This is a genomic window from Methylobacterium sp. WL8, assembly GCF_008040045.1.
GTDB lineage: Bacteria > Pseudomonadota > Alphaproteobacteria > Rhizobiales > Beijerinckiaceae > Methylobacterium > Methylobacterium cerastii.
In genome coordinates this window covers 1-15,076 of the sequence record NZ_VRVF01000094.1, presented here as the reverse complement: position 1 = coordinate 15,076, position 15,076 = coordinate 1, and the positions used below count along the sequence as shown (strand labels likewise).

16 protein-coding genes and 1 pseudogene are annotated in these 15,076 nt (G+C 65.9%); 5 read left to right on the top strand and 12 right to left on the bottom strand.

Features of this window, described 5'->3' with window-relative positions:
- Together FV234_RS22920 and FV234_RS22915 are read left to right on the top strand one after the other, a co-directional pair.
- The coding region (locus tag FV234_RS22920) for a LysR substrate-binding domain-containing protein (RefSeq protein ID WP_246686284.1) at positions 1-554 on the top strand (554 nt) is incomplete at its 5' end.
- Complete coding sequence (locus tag FV234_RS22915) at positions 551-922, top strand: DUF202 domain-containing protein (RefSeq protein ID WP_147831870.1); 372 nt, start codon at positions 551-553, stop codon at positions 920-922. The genes FV234_RS22920 and FV234_RS22915, both read left to right, overlap by 4 nt.
- Positions 923-925: 3 nt before the next feature.
- Here the strand turns inward: FV234_RS22915 and FV234_RS22910 are convergent, their stop codons facing one another.
- From FV234_RS22910 to FV234_RS22875, 8 genes are all read right to left on the bottom strand, one after another.
- Complete coding sequence (locus FV234_RS22910) at positions 926-2,011, bottom strand: sulfite oxidase (RefSeq protein ID WP_147831868.1); 1,086 nt, start codon at positions 2,009-2,011, stop codon at positions 926-928.
- Between the two features lie 79 nt (positions 2,012-2,090).
- Positions 2,091-3,074 carry a beta-propeller fold lactonase family protein gene (locus FV234_RS22905; RefSeq protein ID WP_147831866.1) on the bottom strand — a complete coding sequence of 328 codons (984 nt, stop codon included), beginning with the start codon at positions 3,072-3,074 and terminating at the stop codon, positions 2,091-2,093.
- 184 nt (positions 3,075-3,258) lie between these two features.
- The gene (locus FV234_RS22900; protein WP_147831864.1) at positions 3,259-3,597 is read right to left on the bottom strand and encodes a cytochrome c; all 339 of its coding nucleotides are present in this window, start codon (positions 3,595-3,597) and stop codon (positions 3,259-3,261) included.
- 11 nt (positions 3,598-3,608) lie between these two features.
- A complete protein-coding gene (locus FV234_RS22895) occupies positions 3,609-4,832 on the bottom strand; it encodes a molybdopterin-dependent oxidoreductase (protein WP_147831861.1) in 1,224 nt (407 codons plus the stop codon).
- A 194-nt stretch (positions 4,833-5,026) separates the two neighbouring features.
- The gene (locus FV234_RS22890) at positions 5,027-5,935 is read right to left on the bottom strand and encodes an adenylate/guanylate cyclase domain-containing protein (RefSeq protein WP_246686283.1); all 909 of its coding nucleotides are present in this window, start codon (positions 5,933-5,935) and stop codon (positions 5,027-5,029) included.
- A gap of 332 nt (positions 5,936-6,267) precedes the next feature.
- Positions 6,268-7,365: a putative sulfate exporter family transporter gene (locus FV234_RS22885; protein WP_147831857.1), complete on the bottom strand. Its 1,098-nt coding sequence runs from the start codon at positions 7,363-7,365 to the stop codon at positions 6,268-6,270.
- A 147-nt stretch (positions 7,366-7,512) separates the two neighbouring features.
- Positions 7,513-8,151, bottom strand: a complete 639-nt coding sequence (locus FV234_RS22880; RefSeq protein ID WP_147831855.1) for a 2,3-bisphosphoglycerate-dependent phosphoglycerate mutase — start codon at positions 8,149-8,151, stop codon at positions 7,513-7,515.
- Positions 8,152-8,509: 358 nt separating this feature from the next.
- On the bottom strand, positions 8,510-9,535 hold the full coding sequence (locus FV234_RS22875) for a putative sulfate exporter family transporter (protein WP_147831853.1): 1,026 nt from the start codon (positions 9,533-9,535) through the stop codon (positions 8,510-8,512).
- 252 nt (positions 9,536-9,787) lie between these two features.
- Here FV234_RS22875 and FV234_RS22870 point away from each other — a divergent pair, with 252 nt between their 5' ends.
- Positions 9,788-10,027: a hypothetical protein gene (locus tag FV234_RS22870; RefSeq protein WP_147831850.1), complete on the top strand. Its 240-nt coding sequence runs from the start codon at positions 9,788-9,790 to the stop codon at positions 10,025-10,027.
- 45 nt (positions 10,028-10,072) lie between these two features.
- On the opposite strand, the gene FV234_RS22865 is transcribed toward FV234_RS22870, so the two are convergent.
- The 4 genes from FV234_RS22865 to FV234_RS22850 all read right to left on the bottom strand — a co-directional run bounded on the left by FV234_RS22865 (position 10,073) and on the right by FV234_RS22850 (position 13,846).
- Entirely contained in the window at positions 10,073-10,381 is a 309-nt protein-coding gene (locus FV234_RS22865; protein ID WP_147831848.1) for a cytochrome c, read from the bottom strand.
- Between the two features lie 11 nt (positions 10,382-10,392).
- Positions 10,393-11,574 (bottom strand): molybdopterin-dependent oxidoreductase, encoded by a 1,182-nt coding sequence (locus tag FV234_RS22860; protein WP_147831846.1) that lies wholly within the window; start codon positions 11,572-11,574, stop codon positions 10,393-10,395.
- A gap of 41 nt (positions 11,575-11,615) precedes the next feature.
- Complete coding sequence (locus FV234_RS22855; protein WP_147831844.1) at positions 11,616-12,473, bottom strand: amidohydrolase family protein; 858 nt, start codon at positions 12,471-12,473, stop codon at positions 11,616-11,618.
- 65 nt (positions 12,474-12,538) lie between these two features.
- A complete protein-coding gene (locus tag FV234_RS22850) occupies positions 12,539-13,846 on the bottom strand; it encodes an MFS transporter (RefSeq protein ID WP_238272051.1) in 1,308 nt (435 codons plus the stop codon).
- A 329-nt stretch (positions 13,847-14,175) separates the two neighbouring features.
- On the opposite strand from FV234_RS22850, the pseudogene FV234_RS26795 reads away from it, so the two are divergent.
- Together FV234_RS26795 and FV234_RS22845 are read left to right on the top strand one after the other, a co-directional pair.
- Positions 14,176-14,307: pseudogene (locus FV234_RS26795) on the top strand (LysR family transcriptional regulator); the annotation flags it as partial.
- A 66-nt stretch (positions 14,308-14,373) separates the two neighbouring features.
- A complete protein-coding gene (locus FV234_RS22845; RefSeq protein WP_246686285.1) occupies positions 14,374-15,063 on the top strand; it encodes a LysR substrate-binding domain-containing protein in 690 nt (229 codons plus the stop codon).
- The last annotated feature ends 13 nt before the right edge of the window (positions 15,064-15,076 follow it).

Genomic DNA, 15,076 nt, shown 5'->3' with positions numbered 1-15,076 from the left:
TCCGCCGCGCCTACCCTGAGATCGCCATCCGCTTGGCCGTGGGCAACACCACCGACGCCGCCGACGCGGTGCGCGCGGGCACGGCCGAACTCGGCTTCGTCGAGGGGGCGCTGGACGACCCGACGCTCGCGAGCACGACCATCGCGCGGGACCAACTCGTCCTCGTGGTCGCCCCCGGTCATCCCTTCGCCAGCGCGACTGCCCTCGAATCCAAGGACCTCGCCGGGGCCGATTGGGTGCTGCGCGAGGCGGGATCGGGAACCCGCTCGGCCTTCGAGGCGGCGCTGACGGATGCCGGCCTCGCCCCGGCCCATCTCCGAGTCACGCTCGAACTGCCCTCGAACGAGGCGGTGCGCGCCGCCGTCGAGGCCGGAGGTGGAGCCGCCGTCCTGTCCGAGACCGTGGTCGCCGCAGCGCTTCAAGCCGGGACGCTGGTACGGGCGGCGTTCGATTTGCCAAGCCGACCGTTCCGGGTGCTGCGCCACAAGGAGCGCTACCGCAGTCGGGCCGCCGACGCGCTGCTCGAACTCATCGCAACGTCGGATCCCGGATGAGCGATCCTGCGAAACCCGTGCCCCCCGACGACCCGCGGGTGAGGCTCGCCGAGGACCGGACCGTGCTGGCGGCCGAGCGCACCTTCGTAGCGTGGCTTCGCACCGGGCTCGCCTTCCTCGGCGTCGGCCTCGCCGCGCAGCGCTTCCTGCGGGAGGTTCTGGCGGTCTGGCCGCTGAAGGTGCTGTCGCTGACGCTGATCGCCTGCGCGCTCGCCTCGTTCGCCGGCGCCGCATGGCGGGACCGGGCGATCCGAGCGCGACTCGCCCATGCCGAGATCCCGATGATGCCGCGCATCCTCACCGTCGGGATCGCGACCCTGCTGATCGCAATCTCGGGTCTCGCGGCTACCGCCCTGCTCTGGGCATGACGGTCAGGCCACCGTTACCCGCACCTGGTGCCAGGCGGCGCTGAGGTAGCCCTTGTAGTTCCAGGTGTCGTCGGGCGCGGCCGGCTGGGTCTGGCCGGCGGAATCCCAGGCCCGCACCGCGAGTTCGTGCTCGCCGGTCGTCAGCTCGCGCTCGATCTCCCAGAACGTCCAGGCGTAGGGCGCGTCGGCGTCGCGGCAGATCCGGGCCTGCGCCCAGCTGCGGCCGCCATCCGTCGAGACATCGACGCGGGCGACCGCGCGGTCGCTGGCGATGGCGTAGCCGCGGATCGCGTGCCGGCCGGCCTTCAACGCTGCGCCGCGGGCGGGCTCGCAGATCGCGCTGTTGAGCGGCATCGCCTCGATGGTGATGCCGTGGGCGGGGTCCGCGGTCTCGGCGGTCACGTCGGGCGGAAACAGCTTGTAGTCGTCGGCCTGCATCGGGTTGTTGGAGGGGTGATCCTGCACCGTGATGCGGGCGAGCCATTTCGGGCTGCGGATGCCGGCAAAGCCCGGCACCACCACGCGCAACGGATGGCCGTGCTCGGGGGCGAGAGGCTCGCCGTTCATCGCGAAGGCAAGCAGCGTCTCGGTGGCCAGCGCCTTGGCGAGCGGGATCGAGGCGCCGAAGCGCGTGTCCGTGTCCGCGATCCGGTCGTGGCTCTCGAAGGCGACGTGACGTGCGCCGCCCGCGTCGAGGCCGGCCGCGCGCAGCACCTCGGCGAGGCGCACGCCGGTCCATTCCGCGTTGCCGATGGCGCCGGCCGCCCACGGGTCACCGGAGACCGGCGCCACCGCCAACATGTCGGACCGGCGGTTGCCGGCGCATTGCATCACCGCCGTGACGGTGACGGGCGCGAAGCGTGCCTTCAGATCGGCGACGGACAGTTCGAGCGGCGTCACGACCATCCCGTCGACGGTCAGGCGGTAGCCGTCGGCGTCGAGGTCCGGGATGTCGCCGTGGCTGCGGACGTAGAAGTCGGCCTGATCGGTGAGGAAGGCGGCGCGTAGGCGATCGAGTAGCGGCTCGGCGTTGTAGGGCGCCTTGCCGTGGACGATGAGGCGGTCCTTGCGCTGGAACAGGCCGAGCATGGGGTCTTTGTCCTGCGTTCGTGAGGTGTCGACGACGAGAACGCGCCGGGAACCGACAAGGCCCCCGGCGCGCGTCGCCTCAGGGCTTCATCGTCGAGATGACCGCGTTCTTCACCCGGTCCACCACGGCGACACTGAGGTCGCGGTTGAGGACGTAGGCGTGGGCGTTGTCGGCCGAGAACGCGATCGCCTGGCGCGGCTCGTTCAGGCCGGTCACCGTGGCGACGACCTTGAGGGTGCCGGTGTCGATCACCGAGAGCGAGTTATCCTTGAGGTTGCCCGAATAGACGAAGTGCCCGTCCGGGGTCAGCGCGGCGCCGTAGGGGTCCTTGCCCACTGCCACCTCGGAGGTGACCTTACGGGCGGCGACATCGACCACGCCGATGGTGTTGCGGCCGCTGTTGGCGGCAAACAGTGTCTTGCCGTCCTTGGTGATCGAGATGGCGCGCAGCTTGTCGAACCCGGCGATCTCGCCGGTGATCTTGTTGGTGGCGGTATCGACCAACGTGATCTTGTCGCCGAGGAAGTTCGTCACGAACACGGTCTTGCCGTCCGGCGACAGCTTCACGCCCTGGCGCGGCTGCGCGAAGCCGGGGATCACAGCCTCGGCGAGCATGGTCTTGGTGTCGAACACGGTCAGCGTGCTCGCGGCCTCGTTATTGACGTAGAGCTTGCCCCCGTCGGCCGAGAGTACCGTACCGAACGAGCCGGGGCCCGCGGCGAGAACGCCGGCCTCCTTCCCGGTGGCGGTCTCGTAGACCGTGATCCGGCCGGTGCCGCTGTCGGAGACGTAGAAGCGGGCGCCGTCCGGCGCGAACACGATGTTGCGCGGCGTGACGAAGCCGTCGAGGCGGCGCAGCACCGTGCCCTTGGCGACGTCGTAGACGACGACGGCGCTCTCCTCGCTGTTCGACACAGCGGCGACGGTCCCGGCGGCGTTCAGCGCCAGGGCGTTGTTCTTGATTGCGCCGTCGAAGCCGGCGGCGAACACGGGCTGGGCATGGGCTAGGAGCAAGGCGGCTCCGGCGAAGAGGGCGCGGAGGCTGGTACGGATATGGTTCATAAAGCGGGTCTCTCGGGCATGCGCGCTCGTTCGGCGGCCGGGGCCTGCCGTGAGGGCTGGTTCAAAATCGGAAATCCGTGGTGCAAGGCCGGGCCGGCCGTGCATCGCCCTGGGGAGACGCCGGAAGGCGCGGTTTATTCCCCGAGGCCGGCGAAAAAACGCGGCGGCCCCGGGATTCGGGGGTTCAGGGCGCCGGCTTCAACGTCGTGAGGTAGTCGATGATGGTCTGCACGTCGGCCTGATCGACGGGCGCCTTGTAGACGTGGACCATCTTGTTCACGGTCTCTGTCCACTGCGCCTTCGTGAGCTTGGGCTGGGTCAGCACCATCCCGGCCGAGTGGCAGGCGAGGCAGTTGTTGTTGACCGCCTCGGCCCCCGGTCCGTCGGGGAAGATCCGGTCGGAGGTCGGGAATTCGATCGATTGCGAGGTGAAGCGCATCGGCTCGGGAGCCGGGGCGGCGAGCGCCACCAGGGGAGACAGTATGAGCGCGACGATGAGGGCCGCAGGGCGGATCGGGTGCATAGCTGGTCTCCTCAAGCGGCCTGGAAGGACACGGCCTCAATGCCGTTCTGCATGAAGCCGGCGCCGTTCCAGACCCGGTCCATGGGCTGCGCGACGCCGCTGGTGTTGGTGCAGCGGACCCTGACCGTGTGGGTGGCGGAGGCCAGCGCCGGTAGGCTGCCCTCGAAGCGGCGGAAGCTGTAGGGGCCCTCGTCCGCGCCGAGCTGGGCCGGGAACCACGTCGCTCCGCCATCTCCGGAGAAGTCGACCGCCTTTACCCCGCAATCGCCGCCGAAAGCGATGCCGCGGATGGCCACCGGCGTTCCAGCCGCCACCTTTGCACCTTCGGTCAAATTGGTGACGAAGGAGCGTGGCACCATCCTGTTGATCGGCACCGTCTTGAAGCCGGTCTGGCCGGGCTTGATGTTGGCGCCCGGCACGTCCGGTATGCGGTAGGCGATCTTCATCCAATATTGGTCGTCGGGCTTGTCCAGCACCTCGATGTCGGACAGCATCTTGACCCAGTAGGTCGAGTACCAGCCCGGCACCACGAGGCGGAGCGGGAAACCGTTGAGCAGCGGAAGTTGCTCGCCGTTCATCGCGTAGGCGATCATCACCTCACCATTGTTGGCGTGGTCGAGATCGAGGGACTTCTTGAAGTCCGGCGCGTCGTCGACCACGGGCTCGTCGAGGCCGCTGAAGCGCACCTGCACGGCGCCGGACTTCACCCCGGCCTTTTCGAGCACGTCCTTGAGGCGCACGCCGGTCCAGCGGGCGTTGCCCATCGAGCCGTTGGCCCATTGCGCGCCGGGCACCCGCGGCTCGAACAGCCCACGCGAATTGCCCGAGCACTGGTTCACCGCGGCGATCTCGAAGCGCGGCAGGCCGGCGATGGCGTCGAGGGAGAGCGAGAGTTCCTTCTCGACATGACCGTGGACCTTGAGCCGGAAGGTGCCGGCATCGACCTCGGTCGGGATCGAGGCCCAGTGCCAACGCACGTAGAAGCGGTCGTTGGGAGTGAACACGCCCTCGTCGAATACCGAGAACGGCGTCTCCAGCAGCGGCGGATGAGTGCGTTGAAGGATCATCTCGCCCTTGCCCGGAAAGGCCGTGGTCAGCGTCCGCTCGTCTGGGCCGCCCGGCAGCGGAAGCTTCACCGAGCCCGCGGCCCAGGCCGGCAGCGCGGCGGCGAGGCTTCCGAGCCCGAGTCCACCCAACACGAGGCGGCGGTTCGTCGGTCTGTCCAGTCCGTGCATGGTCTCTCCCCTAAGAATGTCGGCGTCGATGCGTTCGAGAGCATCGGACCCGTCGCGATTCCTCGCGACCAGGGGGATGCTATGAGATGAAGTTTATTCCCTCCAACGGTCATTCGCGATGCGAACGATCTCTCAATGCGATGGTTTAGAAACTTTCGATCTCCGCCTCTGTGGTGACGGAGGCCGTTTAGGCGTCACGCCGCCGGCGCTTCGACAGGCGCGGTCCTGCGATGCCCGAACAAGGCGTGACGTTCGGCGAAACCGCGCAGGGCGACAATGCCGAGCGGTTCGAGGGCATGCGCCAATCCGTCGATGAAAGTGTCGGTGGCGATCAGCGGCTTGTCGTAGGTCTTGCACAGGCGCTCGACACGAGCGAGCACGTTGAGATCGCGGCCGATCGCCGTGAAGTCGACCCGGTCGCCGCCGCCGATATTGCCGTAGGCGATCTCCCCGACATGAAGTGCGACGCCGACCTCGAAGGCAGCTGTGTCACCGTCGCGCAAGGTCGCAAGCGCAGCGAGTGCGGCCTCGGCGGCACGCAAGGCGGCACGGCGCGCCGCGGCCTCGTCGCGATCGGCATCGAACACGGCCAGTAGCCCGTCGCCGATATACTTCAGCACCTCGCCGCCTTCCGCCTCGATGGCCGGCACGATGGCATCGAACATCCGGTTGAGGGCGGCCACGACACGGTCGGGGCTCTGCCGGTCGGACAGTTCACCGAACCCGCGCAAGTCAGTCAGCATCATCGCGGCCCGCATCAGACGTACATCGCCGCGCCGCACTGCGCCGGCCAGGATTTGCCGTGCCGGGTCGCGCCCGACATAGGCGCTCAGCACCGCGCCGAGCATGTCGTCGAGCGCCTTGATCTCGAACAGCAGCGAGAACGGCTCGACTAGCGCCAGCAACGTGTCGATCTCGATCGGCGTGAAGCCGCCCGGTCTCGCCGTGGCCCAGGAGGCGGCGCCCATGCGTCCACGCGCGGCGCGCAGCGGCACGATGAGGTAGTCGATCAGACCCTCGTCGCGAAGCTCGCCGAGCACGGGAAACGGCAGCGGCCCATCCCCGTCGAGACGGCATCGGAACGGGGTGCGGGTCTCGACCACGTGCTCGACGGTGTTGCCGTGGAAGGTCGGCGTACCCTCGATGCCGTGGCGGCGACGCAGAGCGAGGCTCGACGCTCCGGGATGCCAGACGCGCATCACCCAGCGGAACGACGGATGCAGGGTCGGCGCGTGGGTGGTGGCGCGGGCCAGTGGCAGGCCGAGCCCCGAGAGGCACGCGCTGAACCCGTCGAGAAGGGCTGCCGCGTCCGCCGCTTCGCGACCCGGCCCCATCAACCATCCCGTCGCCTGCGCGACCGCCTCGGACGAAGATTGGGACGAACGTGTCACGGCAGTTCTTTCATCAAGGAGTCGGATCGATGTCATAGCGCGGATCAGACGAGGCCGAGCACGTGGATCAGGCCGAGGCTGACGGCGCCCAGCGCAAGGAGCGAGGCGACCACCGCGAGGGTCACCCGCGCGCCGGCCTTGGCGACGCTGCGCACGTCGACCCCGAGGCCGAGCGCCGCCATTGAGACCACGGTCAGCATGTTGGCGGTCTCTGACATCGGCGCGAGCGCGACCTGCGGGATCAGCCCGGCCGAGCGAAGTGCCGCGAGTGCCAGGAAGGCGAGGATGAACCACGGCACCAAGCGGTGAATCGCGAGGCCGCCGGGGGCCGGGCGGTCACCGGCGGTGACGCCGGGAGCGGACTCGTCGGTCTCCTCGCGCAGCCGGCTCGCGCCGAGGGAGAGCACCAGGACGACCGGGCCTAGCATCAGCACCCGGACGAGCTTCACCAGGGTTCCGACCTGGACGCTGAGCGCCGCGACCGGCGCGGTGGCGGCGAGGACCTGCGGCACGGCGTAGACGGTGAGGCCGGCGAGCACGCCGTACTGCATCGGCGACAGACCGAGCAGCGGCACCAGCAGCGGCAAGCCGAGCACCACCAGCACGCCCAGCACCGCGGTGAAGGCGATGGAGGCGGCGACGTCCTCGCCGTCGGCGCCGATCACCGGTGCCGTGGCCGCGATCGCCGAGTTGCCGCAGATCGAGTTCCCGCAGGCCACGAGGATCGCCATGCGCGGATGCAGCCCGAGCGCTCGGCCGATGCCGTAACTCGACAGGATCGCCACGACGACGACGCCCGCGATGCCGAAGAGCAGGCCCGGTCCGGCGGCGAGGATCGTCGCGAGGCTGAGCGACGCGCCGAGTAGTACGACCGCGATCTCCAGCACGGTCTTGGCCCCGAAGGCGATGCCGGGAAAGAAACGCTGCGACGGGGTCCAAATGGTGCGGATCGCGCTGCCGAGCAGGATCGCGAGCACCAGGGCTTCGAGCCAGGCACGACCGAACAGATGCGCCTCGGCGGCTTCGAAGCCGATCGCTGCGGCGGTGACCGCCACGCAGAGGCCCATTCCCGGAAGGATGGCTCTCATGCCGGCCAAGGTACGCGTCGAACAAGAGTGGGAGAAAAGTCTGAGCGCGGACATGGATGGCTCCGATGTGATGCCGGAGGATCCCAGGTCCCATTCATTCACTCCAACGGAATGATTAGATGTTTTTCATCACTGAAATAGATGAAATGCGGACCCCTTCAGACTTTGCGGAGACGCATTGTGGCGGGCCGACAGGCGGATTCACCCGTCGATCCAGCGGGCCGTGATCGTCGTGTCCGCAGCAAGCTCATAGATCCTGACGGAGCCCGTCGCGAGTTCGAGGTGCTCGACCTCCGCGGGGCTCAGGTCTTCAAGCGCCATGACAAGCGCCCGCAGGCAATTGCCGTGGGCGACGACGAGCACGTCTCCGCCCATAACCGCCGGCTGGATGGTTCGGAGGTAGCATGGGACGATGCGGGCGACGGTATCGCGCAGGCTCTCACCGTTCGGCGGCGCCTCTGCGTAGGAGCGGCGCCAGGTCTCGATCCGCTCCGCCCCCCAGCGCGCATCGGCGGCGATCTTGTCGAGCCCGCTGAGGTCGCCGTAGTCTCGCTCGTCGAGCGCGGCGAAGCGTTGGGGGACCAATCCGGGTTGCCCGAGCGCATCGAGAATAAGCCGGCCGCTCACGACGGCCCGCGTCAGCGTCGAGGTGAAGGCAGCGGAAAAGCGCCAGCTGCGCTCTGCCAAACGCCGCCCGGCTGCCTCGGCTTCCATCCGGCCCTGCTCGGTCAAGGGCGAGTCTAGCAATCCCGTGAACAGGCCGGATCGGTTGGCTACGCTCTGGCCATGCCGGACCAGCACGAGGCGTCGCGTGACCGGGGCTTTGCAATTGTGGATCACGCTGTCTCCCGAGGCAGAGCACTTCCGCGCCGCCTCCAATGAAGTCGGCATCCGACCCTAACGGAATTCGGCGCTGAGACGGGTCGGGCCGTCCATTAGGAGACGGCGGGTCATCCTAGGTCCGCTTAAGAACGTGTTGCGACTGAAAGCAGCCAAGCTGCTTCCCACCCTACCCGGTCTTAGGTCGGCGCTTACCACCCTGCCGCGAAGCGGACCTTCCAAGAGTCTGCGAAGGGTCGATAACAACCTAACCGATGTGTCGGAGATCCGACCGTTTTCCCGACAATAGGGTCGTCTGTACAACGCGAGAATATGGGACCAATCCGCGCTGGTGGCATCCTTGGCGCTCGCTGGTCCTTTAAACGATTCTGAGACCGCGGATGAGTAGTAGGCTGACAACGACCAGCACCACGAGGGACCCGGTGACAGCGAGCGTCACCCGACCGCCGACCCGGGCAAGCACGCGCACGTCGACGCCCAGGCCTAGTGCCGCCATCGAGAGCACGGTCAGGAAGCCCGCAAGCCGGGTGAGCGGCGCGACCGCCGCGTCGGGGATCAGGCCGAGGGAGCGAGCGGAGGCTAGCGCTAGGAAGCCGAGGATGAACCACGGCACCAGCTTGGTGAAGCCAGGCCGCCCGGCCTTCGGGGGTGCCGCGCCCAGCTCTGGCGGCAGGCGGGGCGCGATCAAGGAGAAAAAGACCACCACCGGGCCGAGCATCAGCACGCGTACGAGCTTCACCAGGGTCCCGACCTGGGTGCTCAGGAGGCTCACCGGCACGGTGGCGGCGAGCACCTGCGGCACTGCGTAGACGGTGAGCCCGGCGAGCACGCCGTACTGGTTGTCGGAGAGGCCAGCGAGCGGTACGAACAGCGGCAAGCCGAGCACCATCAGCACGCCGAGCACCGCGGTGAAGGCGATCGAGGCGGCGATGTCCTTGGGCTCGGCGCCGATCACCGGGGCGACCGCGGCGATGGCCGAGTTTCCGCAGATCGCGTTGCCGCAGGCGACCAGGATCGCCATCCGGGCCGGCAGGCCAAGCACCCGGCAGATCAGAATGCTGGCGCCGATCCCGACGATCACGGTGGCGACGATGCCCACGAGCAGTGCCGTCCCGGAGGCGACGATCGCCCCGAGGCTCAGGGAAGCCCCGAGCAGCACGACGGCGACCTCCAGCAGCTGCTTTGCCGAGAACGCGATGCCGCTGCGGAAGCGCGCGTCCGGTGCCCACACGGTGCGTACGGCGATGCCCAGCAGGATCGCTACCACCAAGGCCTCGACGTAGGGGTGCTCCAGTGCCCGCTCCTCTACAGCTTGGGCCGCCACCGAGACGCCGGCGATGGCCAGGCACAAAACGATGCCCGGTAGCACCGTGGTCTTCGTCATGGCCGCAGGTTCTTCACGATGGCTCGCCGTCAGGGGCGGGGTGGCGGAAGTGGCGACGGCAACGGGAGCACCGCTAGCTGCGTCGGGCACGGAGCCGGGAGACGCGTGTGGGCTCACGGGGCGAGGTCTCGGCGCCATGGGAAGAAACCTTGCGCCATGACGGGCACCGATAGAAGGATGCTCTCCGCATGGGCGAAACTTCGGAAGACGCGTCCGTTGAACGTTGCGTCTTGAAGCGCGATTTTACCACTCATGCGCACGCTCTCCGACCCGCGGCTCGCCGTTACGTTCGAACCCTTCGGCGAACCCGTCGCTGACAGCGTCGCCCGCGCCTGCATGAGCGATGCCGGGGATCGGGCCGCCCGCCGGATTGGCGGCGCGGTGTTCTGGGGGCTAGCCCTGCTCATCGTCGCCGGCCGGATCTTTGTCTACGACGTGCCGTTGGTCTCGCAGGTCGCAAGTTACGCGACGCAGCTCGTGGCGATGCGATAGGCCGCGGTTCGCAGCAGCGGACACAGACCGGTCGCGCGGGCGCGCTCAATAGGTGGCGGCGAGGTAGGCGGCAATGGCCTTGCCATCGGCCTCGTCTATTGGTGCATGATAGACCTTGATCATCTTGGTTACTTCGGACTCCCAGAACGCCTTGCCCTTCCCCGGCGGCTGCATCGCGATGTAGTCGACGGAGTGGCACGTTTGGCAGGCGGCCTGCGCAGCTTCGAGGCCGGCCGTATGTCCCTCGGCTGGCTTGAGCTGCGCTGTCGGCTCGGGCAGCGTGTAGGTCTTCGGGGCCGCAAGGGCTCCCCCGGCCGTGAGGATCAGGGTGGTCGCGTAGATGAAACGCATCATGTCCGCCTCCCTCAAGCTGCCTGGATGCGAGTGGTCTCGACGACGTTGCGCATGTAGCCGGCTGGGTTCCAGCGCGGCTCCATGGGCTGGCTGGTGCCGTCGTTACCCGTAGCCTTGACCTTGATGGCATGCGCCCCGGCGGAGAGGTCCACAGCGAGCGTCCACGGCCGAAACGAATAGCGCCCGAGATCTTGCCCGAGCTTGGCCGGCATCCAGGTCTTGCCGTCGTCGGTAGAGACGTCCACGCCCTTGATGCCGGAGCCACCGTCGAAGGCGATGCCGCGCAGGTCGGACTTGCCGGCCTTCACATTGGCGCCGTCAGTGAGATTGGTCACGAAGGAGCGGACATTGAAGCGTCCGATCGGGACCGTACTTGTCGGCGCCCTGCCGGGCTCGGTGCAGGCGCACGGATTGTCCGGGATGCGATAGGCGGACTTCATCCAGAACCCCTCGAACGGCTTGTCGAGGACGGTGATCGCGTTGAGGTGCTTGACCCAATAGGTGCCGTAGAAGCCCGGCACAACGAGGCGAAGCGGATATCCGTTGAGCCAGGGCAGGTCCTCGCCGTTCATGGCGAACGCCAGCATCACCTCGCCATCGTTGGCGTGGTCGATCGGTAGCGCCTTGGCGAAATCCGGAGTCTCCGGCAGGATCGGTCCGTCGAGTCCTTCGAACGAGACCTGCACCGCTCCGGCCTTGACCCCGGCCTTGTCCAGCACGGCTTTGAGCGAGACACCTTTCCAGTGGGCGTTCCCCATGGCGCCGTTGGCGAGCTGTCCACCGGCCATGCGTGGCTCGAAGAACCCGCGTGAGTTACCCGAGCACTGGTTCACCGCGACCACTTCGGCCTGTGGCATCGCCTTGAGTTCGGCCAGCGAGAGTGACAGCGGCTTGTCGACGTGACCCTTGATCGTGACGCGGAAGGTCTCGGGATCGATCTCGGTCGGAATATCGGCGAGATGGTAACGCACGAAGAACGCATCATTCTTGGTGATCACGCCTTCGTCGAACACGGAAAACGGCGTTTCGAGCTGCGGCGGGCGGGCGGTCATCTGTAAGAGCGGGCGCTTGCCGGGATAGGCCACGAGCTTGCGGTCGCCGTTGCCGAAGGGGAGATCCGCTTCGCTCGCAAACGCAGGGCGTCCAGCGAGCGCCAGAGCGCCCGCACCCAGCAGGATATCGCGTCTCAGCATGTCTTTCGCAGCCTCCCGATATTTTATGTGTACCGACAGCCTTAGGCGGAAAGGCCAAGATTGAGCAGCCGATCGGCGTTACGCCACAATGCGGCGTCGAGCGCCGCGTCCGACAGCCCGAGAGCGCGGAAATCCTCGACGCCCTGACGCATCGGCCTGAAGGGGAAGGAGGAGCCGAACAAGAACTGATCCTTCATGAAGCCGTTGGCCGCCTCCACATAGAGCTTTCCACCAACCGCGAAGGTGTACATGTCGGGCGAGACGAAGACGTTCTCGTTCCGGAATGCAACGGTGACCATCTCGGCGACGTTCGGGTAGAAGCCATGGCAACAGACCAATGGGAGCTTCGGAAACGTCTTTGCCACGCGATCGACCGCCAGCGGATCGTTGAGACGCAGGTCTGGTGTGGTCGGACCCGACATTACGAAGGCCGGCACGCGCAGGTCTTGAGCTAGCTCGTAGAGCGGCATCAAACGATCGTCGTCGGCCCGCATCCCCTCCGCGTAGAAGCCGGCATCGATGTTGATGGCCTTGAAGCCGAGCTCCGTCACGGCGCGCTTGGCCTCCGCCACCGCTGCGTCTCGGCCAAGTTCGATCGGATCGATGGAGGCGATACCGATGAGTCGCCGGGGCTCATGCCGGGCGACCTCGGCGAGAGCATCGTTGGGGATCCGGACGCCTGGTACCGACCGGGCCACCATGATTGCGACGTCGATACCGGCGTCGTCCATCTCGGAGCGAAACCCCTCGACGGTCATGCCGCGGGTGAAGTGATCGATCTCCTGCGTGCCGACGCGCTTGTTGAGCCAACGCACGACGCCGTAGGACGGTGTATCTGGCTCGGCGCCGAAGAAGGCGTGCAGGAAGGTGGGGCGGCTGCGCATATCGACGACAGGCATTTTCTGAACTTTCTAGCAGGTACTAAAGGGACCGGCGCGCCAGGCCGCGCGCCGGCGAATTCGCTTTAGTGTGAGACAGCTTCGAGCACCTTGCCGCGGGTCTCAACGCCTAGCGTCAAGACGAGGATCGCGGCGATCACAAAACCGCCCGCGCCGACCTGGAAGGCGGTGGCTGGGCCGTAGTCCCGTACCAGCACCGGCACGATCATCGGCCCTAGGATCGCACCGATCCGCCCGAAGGCCGAGGCAAAGCCGGCCCCCGTCGCCCGTGCCCGGGTCGGGTATAGCTCCGGGGTGTAGGCGTAGAGGCAGCTCCACATGCCGAACATGAAGAACTGCATCACGAAGCCCGAGACAAACAGCCAGGTCTGGTCGACGGCGTTGCCGTAGACGTAGGCCGCCACGGCCGCGCAGATTAGGAACCCCGCCGTCGTAGCCTTACGTCCGACCTTCTCCAGCATCAGTGCCGCGGTGAAGAAGCCGGGGATGCCGCCGACGGTGATCAGCGTCACGAACCCGACAGAGCCAACGATGGAGAAGCCGCGCTCCTTCAGCAGCACCGCGATCCAGGAATTGAGGCCGAAGAAGCCGATCAGCGCGAAGAACCACATCCCAAAGGCCATCACGGTGCGCATCCGATACTCTGGCGAGAATAGTGTCTTGACTGGGTTCTGGTGCGGTACCGGAACAGAGGCCACGGCAGTGACGGAAGGAGCCACGGGAGGTAGCGGCCGGCCAGTGGCGCGCTCGACTTCGTGCTCCATCATGGACATCACTGCATCCGCCTCGGCGTGGCGACCGTTATCGGCGAGCCAGCGCGGCGACTCCGGCATAGAGCGTCGTACCAAGAGCACGACCATCGAAAGTAAACCGACGATTGCAAAGGCCCAGCGCCAGCCGAGATAGGGCAGCACGAAGAAGCTGATCGCTCCCGAAAGGACGTAGCCGATCGCCCAGAACCCCTCCATGAAGGCGATGTACTTGCCGCGTACGTTCGCGGGTACGATCTCCGAGACCATCGCCTGCGCCACCGGGGCCTCGCCGCCGACCCCGACCCCGATCAGGAAGCGGCAGACCATCAGAGCGGGCAGGCTCCACGCAGCGGCGGCTGCGAGACTGGCAAAGCCCCAGATGACCATCGTCACCTGGAACACCGTTTTGCGTCCGAAGCGGTCCGAGGCCATTCCAGCGATCACATTGCCTACGAGCTGGCCGGCGAAGGTCATTGCCGCGAGCTGTCCCGCCTCGGTCGGCGTCAATCCGAAGGCGACGACAATGGAGCCAAGGAGGAAGGTCAGGAGAGCAACGTCGACCTGATCAACGAGCCACGCAGAGGCAATGATCGCGAATATCTTGCGCTGGTAGGCCGACATCGGCAGCCTCTCCAGGCGTCCGGCAATGTCAGTCGTGACTGCAGCAACCGCCCTATCAGAAGCGGTAAGTTCGACTCTTAGTCCGATAGGTGGATCGGTGGCGAGTTGCATGGCGTGTCTCCCAGACGGTACCTGATCGATGCCCCGGGGCGTGCGCCGCAAGCGCCATCCGGACCGTCTTGAGCCTCGGAACTCTCTCCTTCCCTCGTCCGATCAACGGGGGAGGCGGCATCATTTTTCTATCCGAGGCCCATATCGCGCCATAACTCTCCTCTTTTTGATATGATTCATGCAAATATAATTCAATTTTAGGGCTATAAACTGAGGTTATGGCACTCAATCTCCACCTTCTGCGGCTGTTCGCGACCGTGGCTCAGACCGGGAGTTTCTCCCGAGCCGCTGACGAGTTACGCATCAGTCAGCCCGCAATCTCGAAGGGGGTACGCGACTTTGAACTTCAGGTAGGGTGTAGATTGCTCGATCGAGGCGCACGAGGTGTCCGTCCGACTCGAGAGGGCGAAGCTCTCATGCAGCATGCTAAAGTTCTCTTCGCCATAGAGCGGAATGCTGAAGAAGAATTGCATGCAATGCGAGCCCTCGGCGGCGGTACATTACGGATCGGAGCGAGCACGACGATCGCAACTTATATAATACCGCCCTATCTTGGTATATTTCATCGTGCGTATTCCGGTATTAAGCTCAATATTATAAGCGCGAACACACGGTCAATAACCCAATTACTGATTTCCCATGAAATCGATGTGGCTTTGGTTGAAGGTCCCGTCCAAGAAGTTGGCATTGTGAGCGAATATTGGCGTAAAGATGAGATGGTGCTTATAGCTTCGCCGGAGCATAGTTTTGCAAACACGACAGAACCAATTGATCCGCATCGTATGACGGACGAAATATTTATTGTAAGAGAACCGGGCTCCGGATCTCGCGAGGTGGTCGCGGATGCCTTGAACGCAAAGCAGGTCTACCCAGTTCGACAGCTTGAAGTCGGTAGTACGGAGGTGACTAAACAGCTCGTTGCAGGCGGCCTTGGCATCGCGATGATTTCAGTTGCTACGATACGCGACCAGATCAGCCTAGGCACGCTAGTTGTAGTTCCTGTTAAAGGCCTACATGTCGAGCGCGTCTTATGGCGCTTAAGCGTCGCAGGCCGTTTAGCTAATCCGGCGACAATCGCGTTTAACAAGCTGATTCAAGTTGGATAAATAATTTTCAGCT

What these genes read in the sequence shown, in the direction of transcription:
- FV234_RS22905 (WP_147831866.1), bottom strand. Translation starts at nt 3,074, where the DNA reads ATGAACCATATCCGTACCAGCCTCCGCGCCCTCTTCGCCGGAGCCGCC.
- FV234_RS22915 (WP_147831870.1), top strand. Translation starts at nt 551, where the DNA reads ATGAGCGATCCTGCGAAACCCGTGCCCCCCGACGACCCGCGGGTGAGG.
- FV234_RS22885 (WP_147831857.1), bottom strand. Translation starts at nt 7,365, where the DNA reads ATGTCCGCGCTCAGACTTTTCTCCCACTCTTGTTCGACGCGTACCTTG.
- FV234_RS22870 (WP_147831850.1), top strand. Translation starts at nt 9,788, where the DNA reads ATGCGCACGCTCTCCGACCCGCGGCTCGCCGTTACGTTCGAACCCTTC.
- FV234_RS22845 (WP_246686285.1), top strand. Translation starts at nt 14,374, where the DNA reads ATGCAGCATGCTAAAGTTCTCTTCGCCATAGAGCGGAATGCTGAAGAA.
- FV234_RS22875 (WP_147831853.1), bottom strand. Translation starts at nt 9,535, where the DNA reads ATGACGAAGACCACGGTGCTACCGGGCATCGTTTTGTGCCTGGCCATC.
- FV234_RS22860 (WP_147831846.1), bottom strand. Translation starts at nt 11,574, where the DNA reads ATGCTGAGACGCGATATCCTGCTGGGTGCGGGCGCTCTGGCGCTCGCT.
- FV234_RS22895 (WP_147831861.1), bottom strand. Translation starts at nt 4,832, where the DNA reads ATGCACGGACTGGACAGACCGACGAACCGCCGCCTCGTGTTGGGTGGA.
- FV234_RS22900 (WP_147831864.1), bottom strand. Translation starts at nt 3,597, where the DNA reads ATGCACCCGATCCGCCCTGCGGCCCTCATCGTCGCGCTCATACTGTCT.
- FV234_RS22850 (WP_238272051.1), bottom strand. Translation starts at nt 13,846, where the DNA reads ATGTCGGCCTACCAGCGCAAGATATTCGCGATCATTGCCTCTGCGTGG.
- FV234_RS22910 (WP_147831868.1), bottom strand. Translation starts at nt 2,011, where the DNA reads ATGCTCGGCCTGTTCCAGCGCAAGGACCGCCTCATCGTCCACGGCAAG.
- FV234_RS22865 (WP_147831848.1), bottom strand. Translation starts at nt 10,381, where the DNA reads ATGATGCGTTTCATCTACGCGACCACCCTGATCCTCACGGCCGGGGGA.
- FV234_RS22855 (WP_147831844.1), bottom strand. Translation starts at nt 12,473, where the DNA reads ATGCCTGTCGTCGATATGCGCAGCCGCCCCACCTTCCTGCACGCCTTC.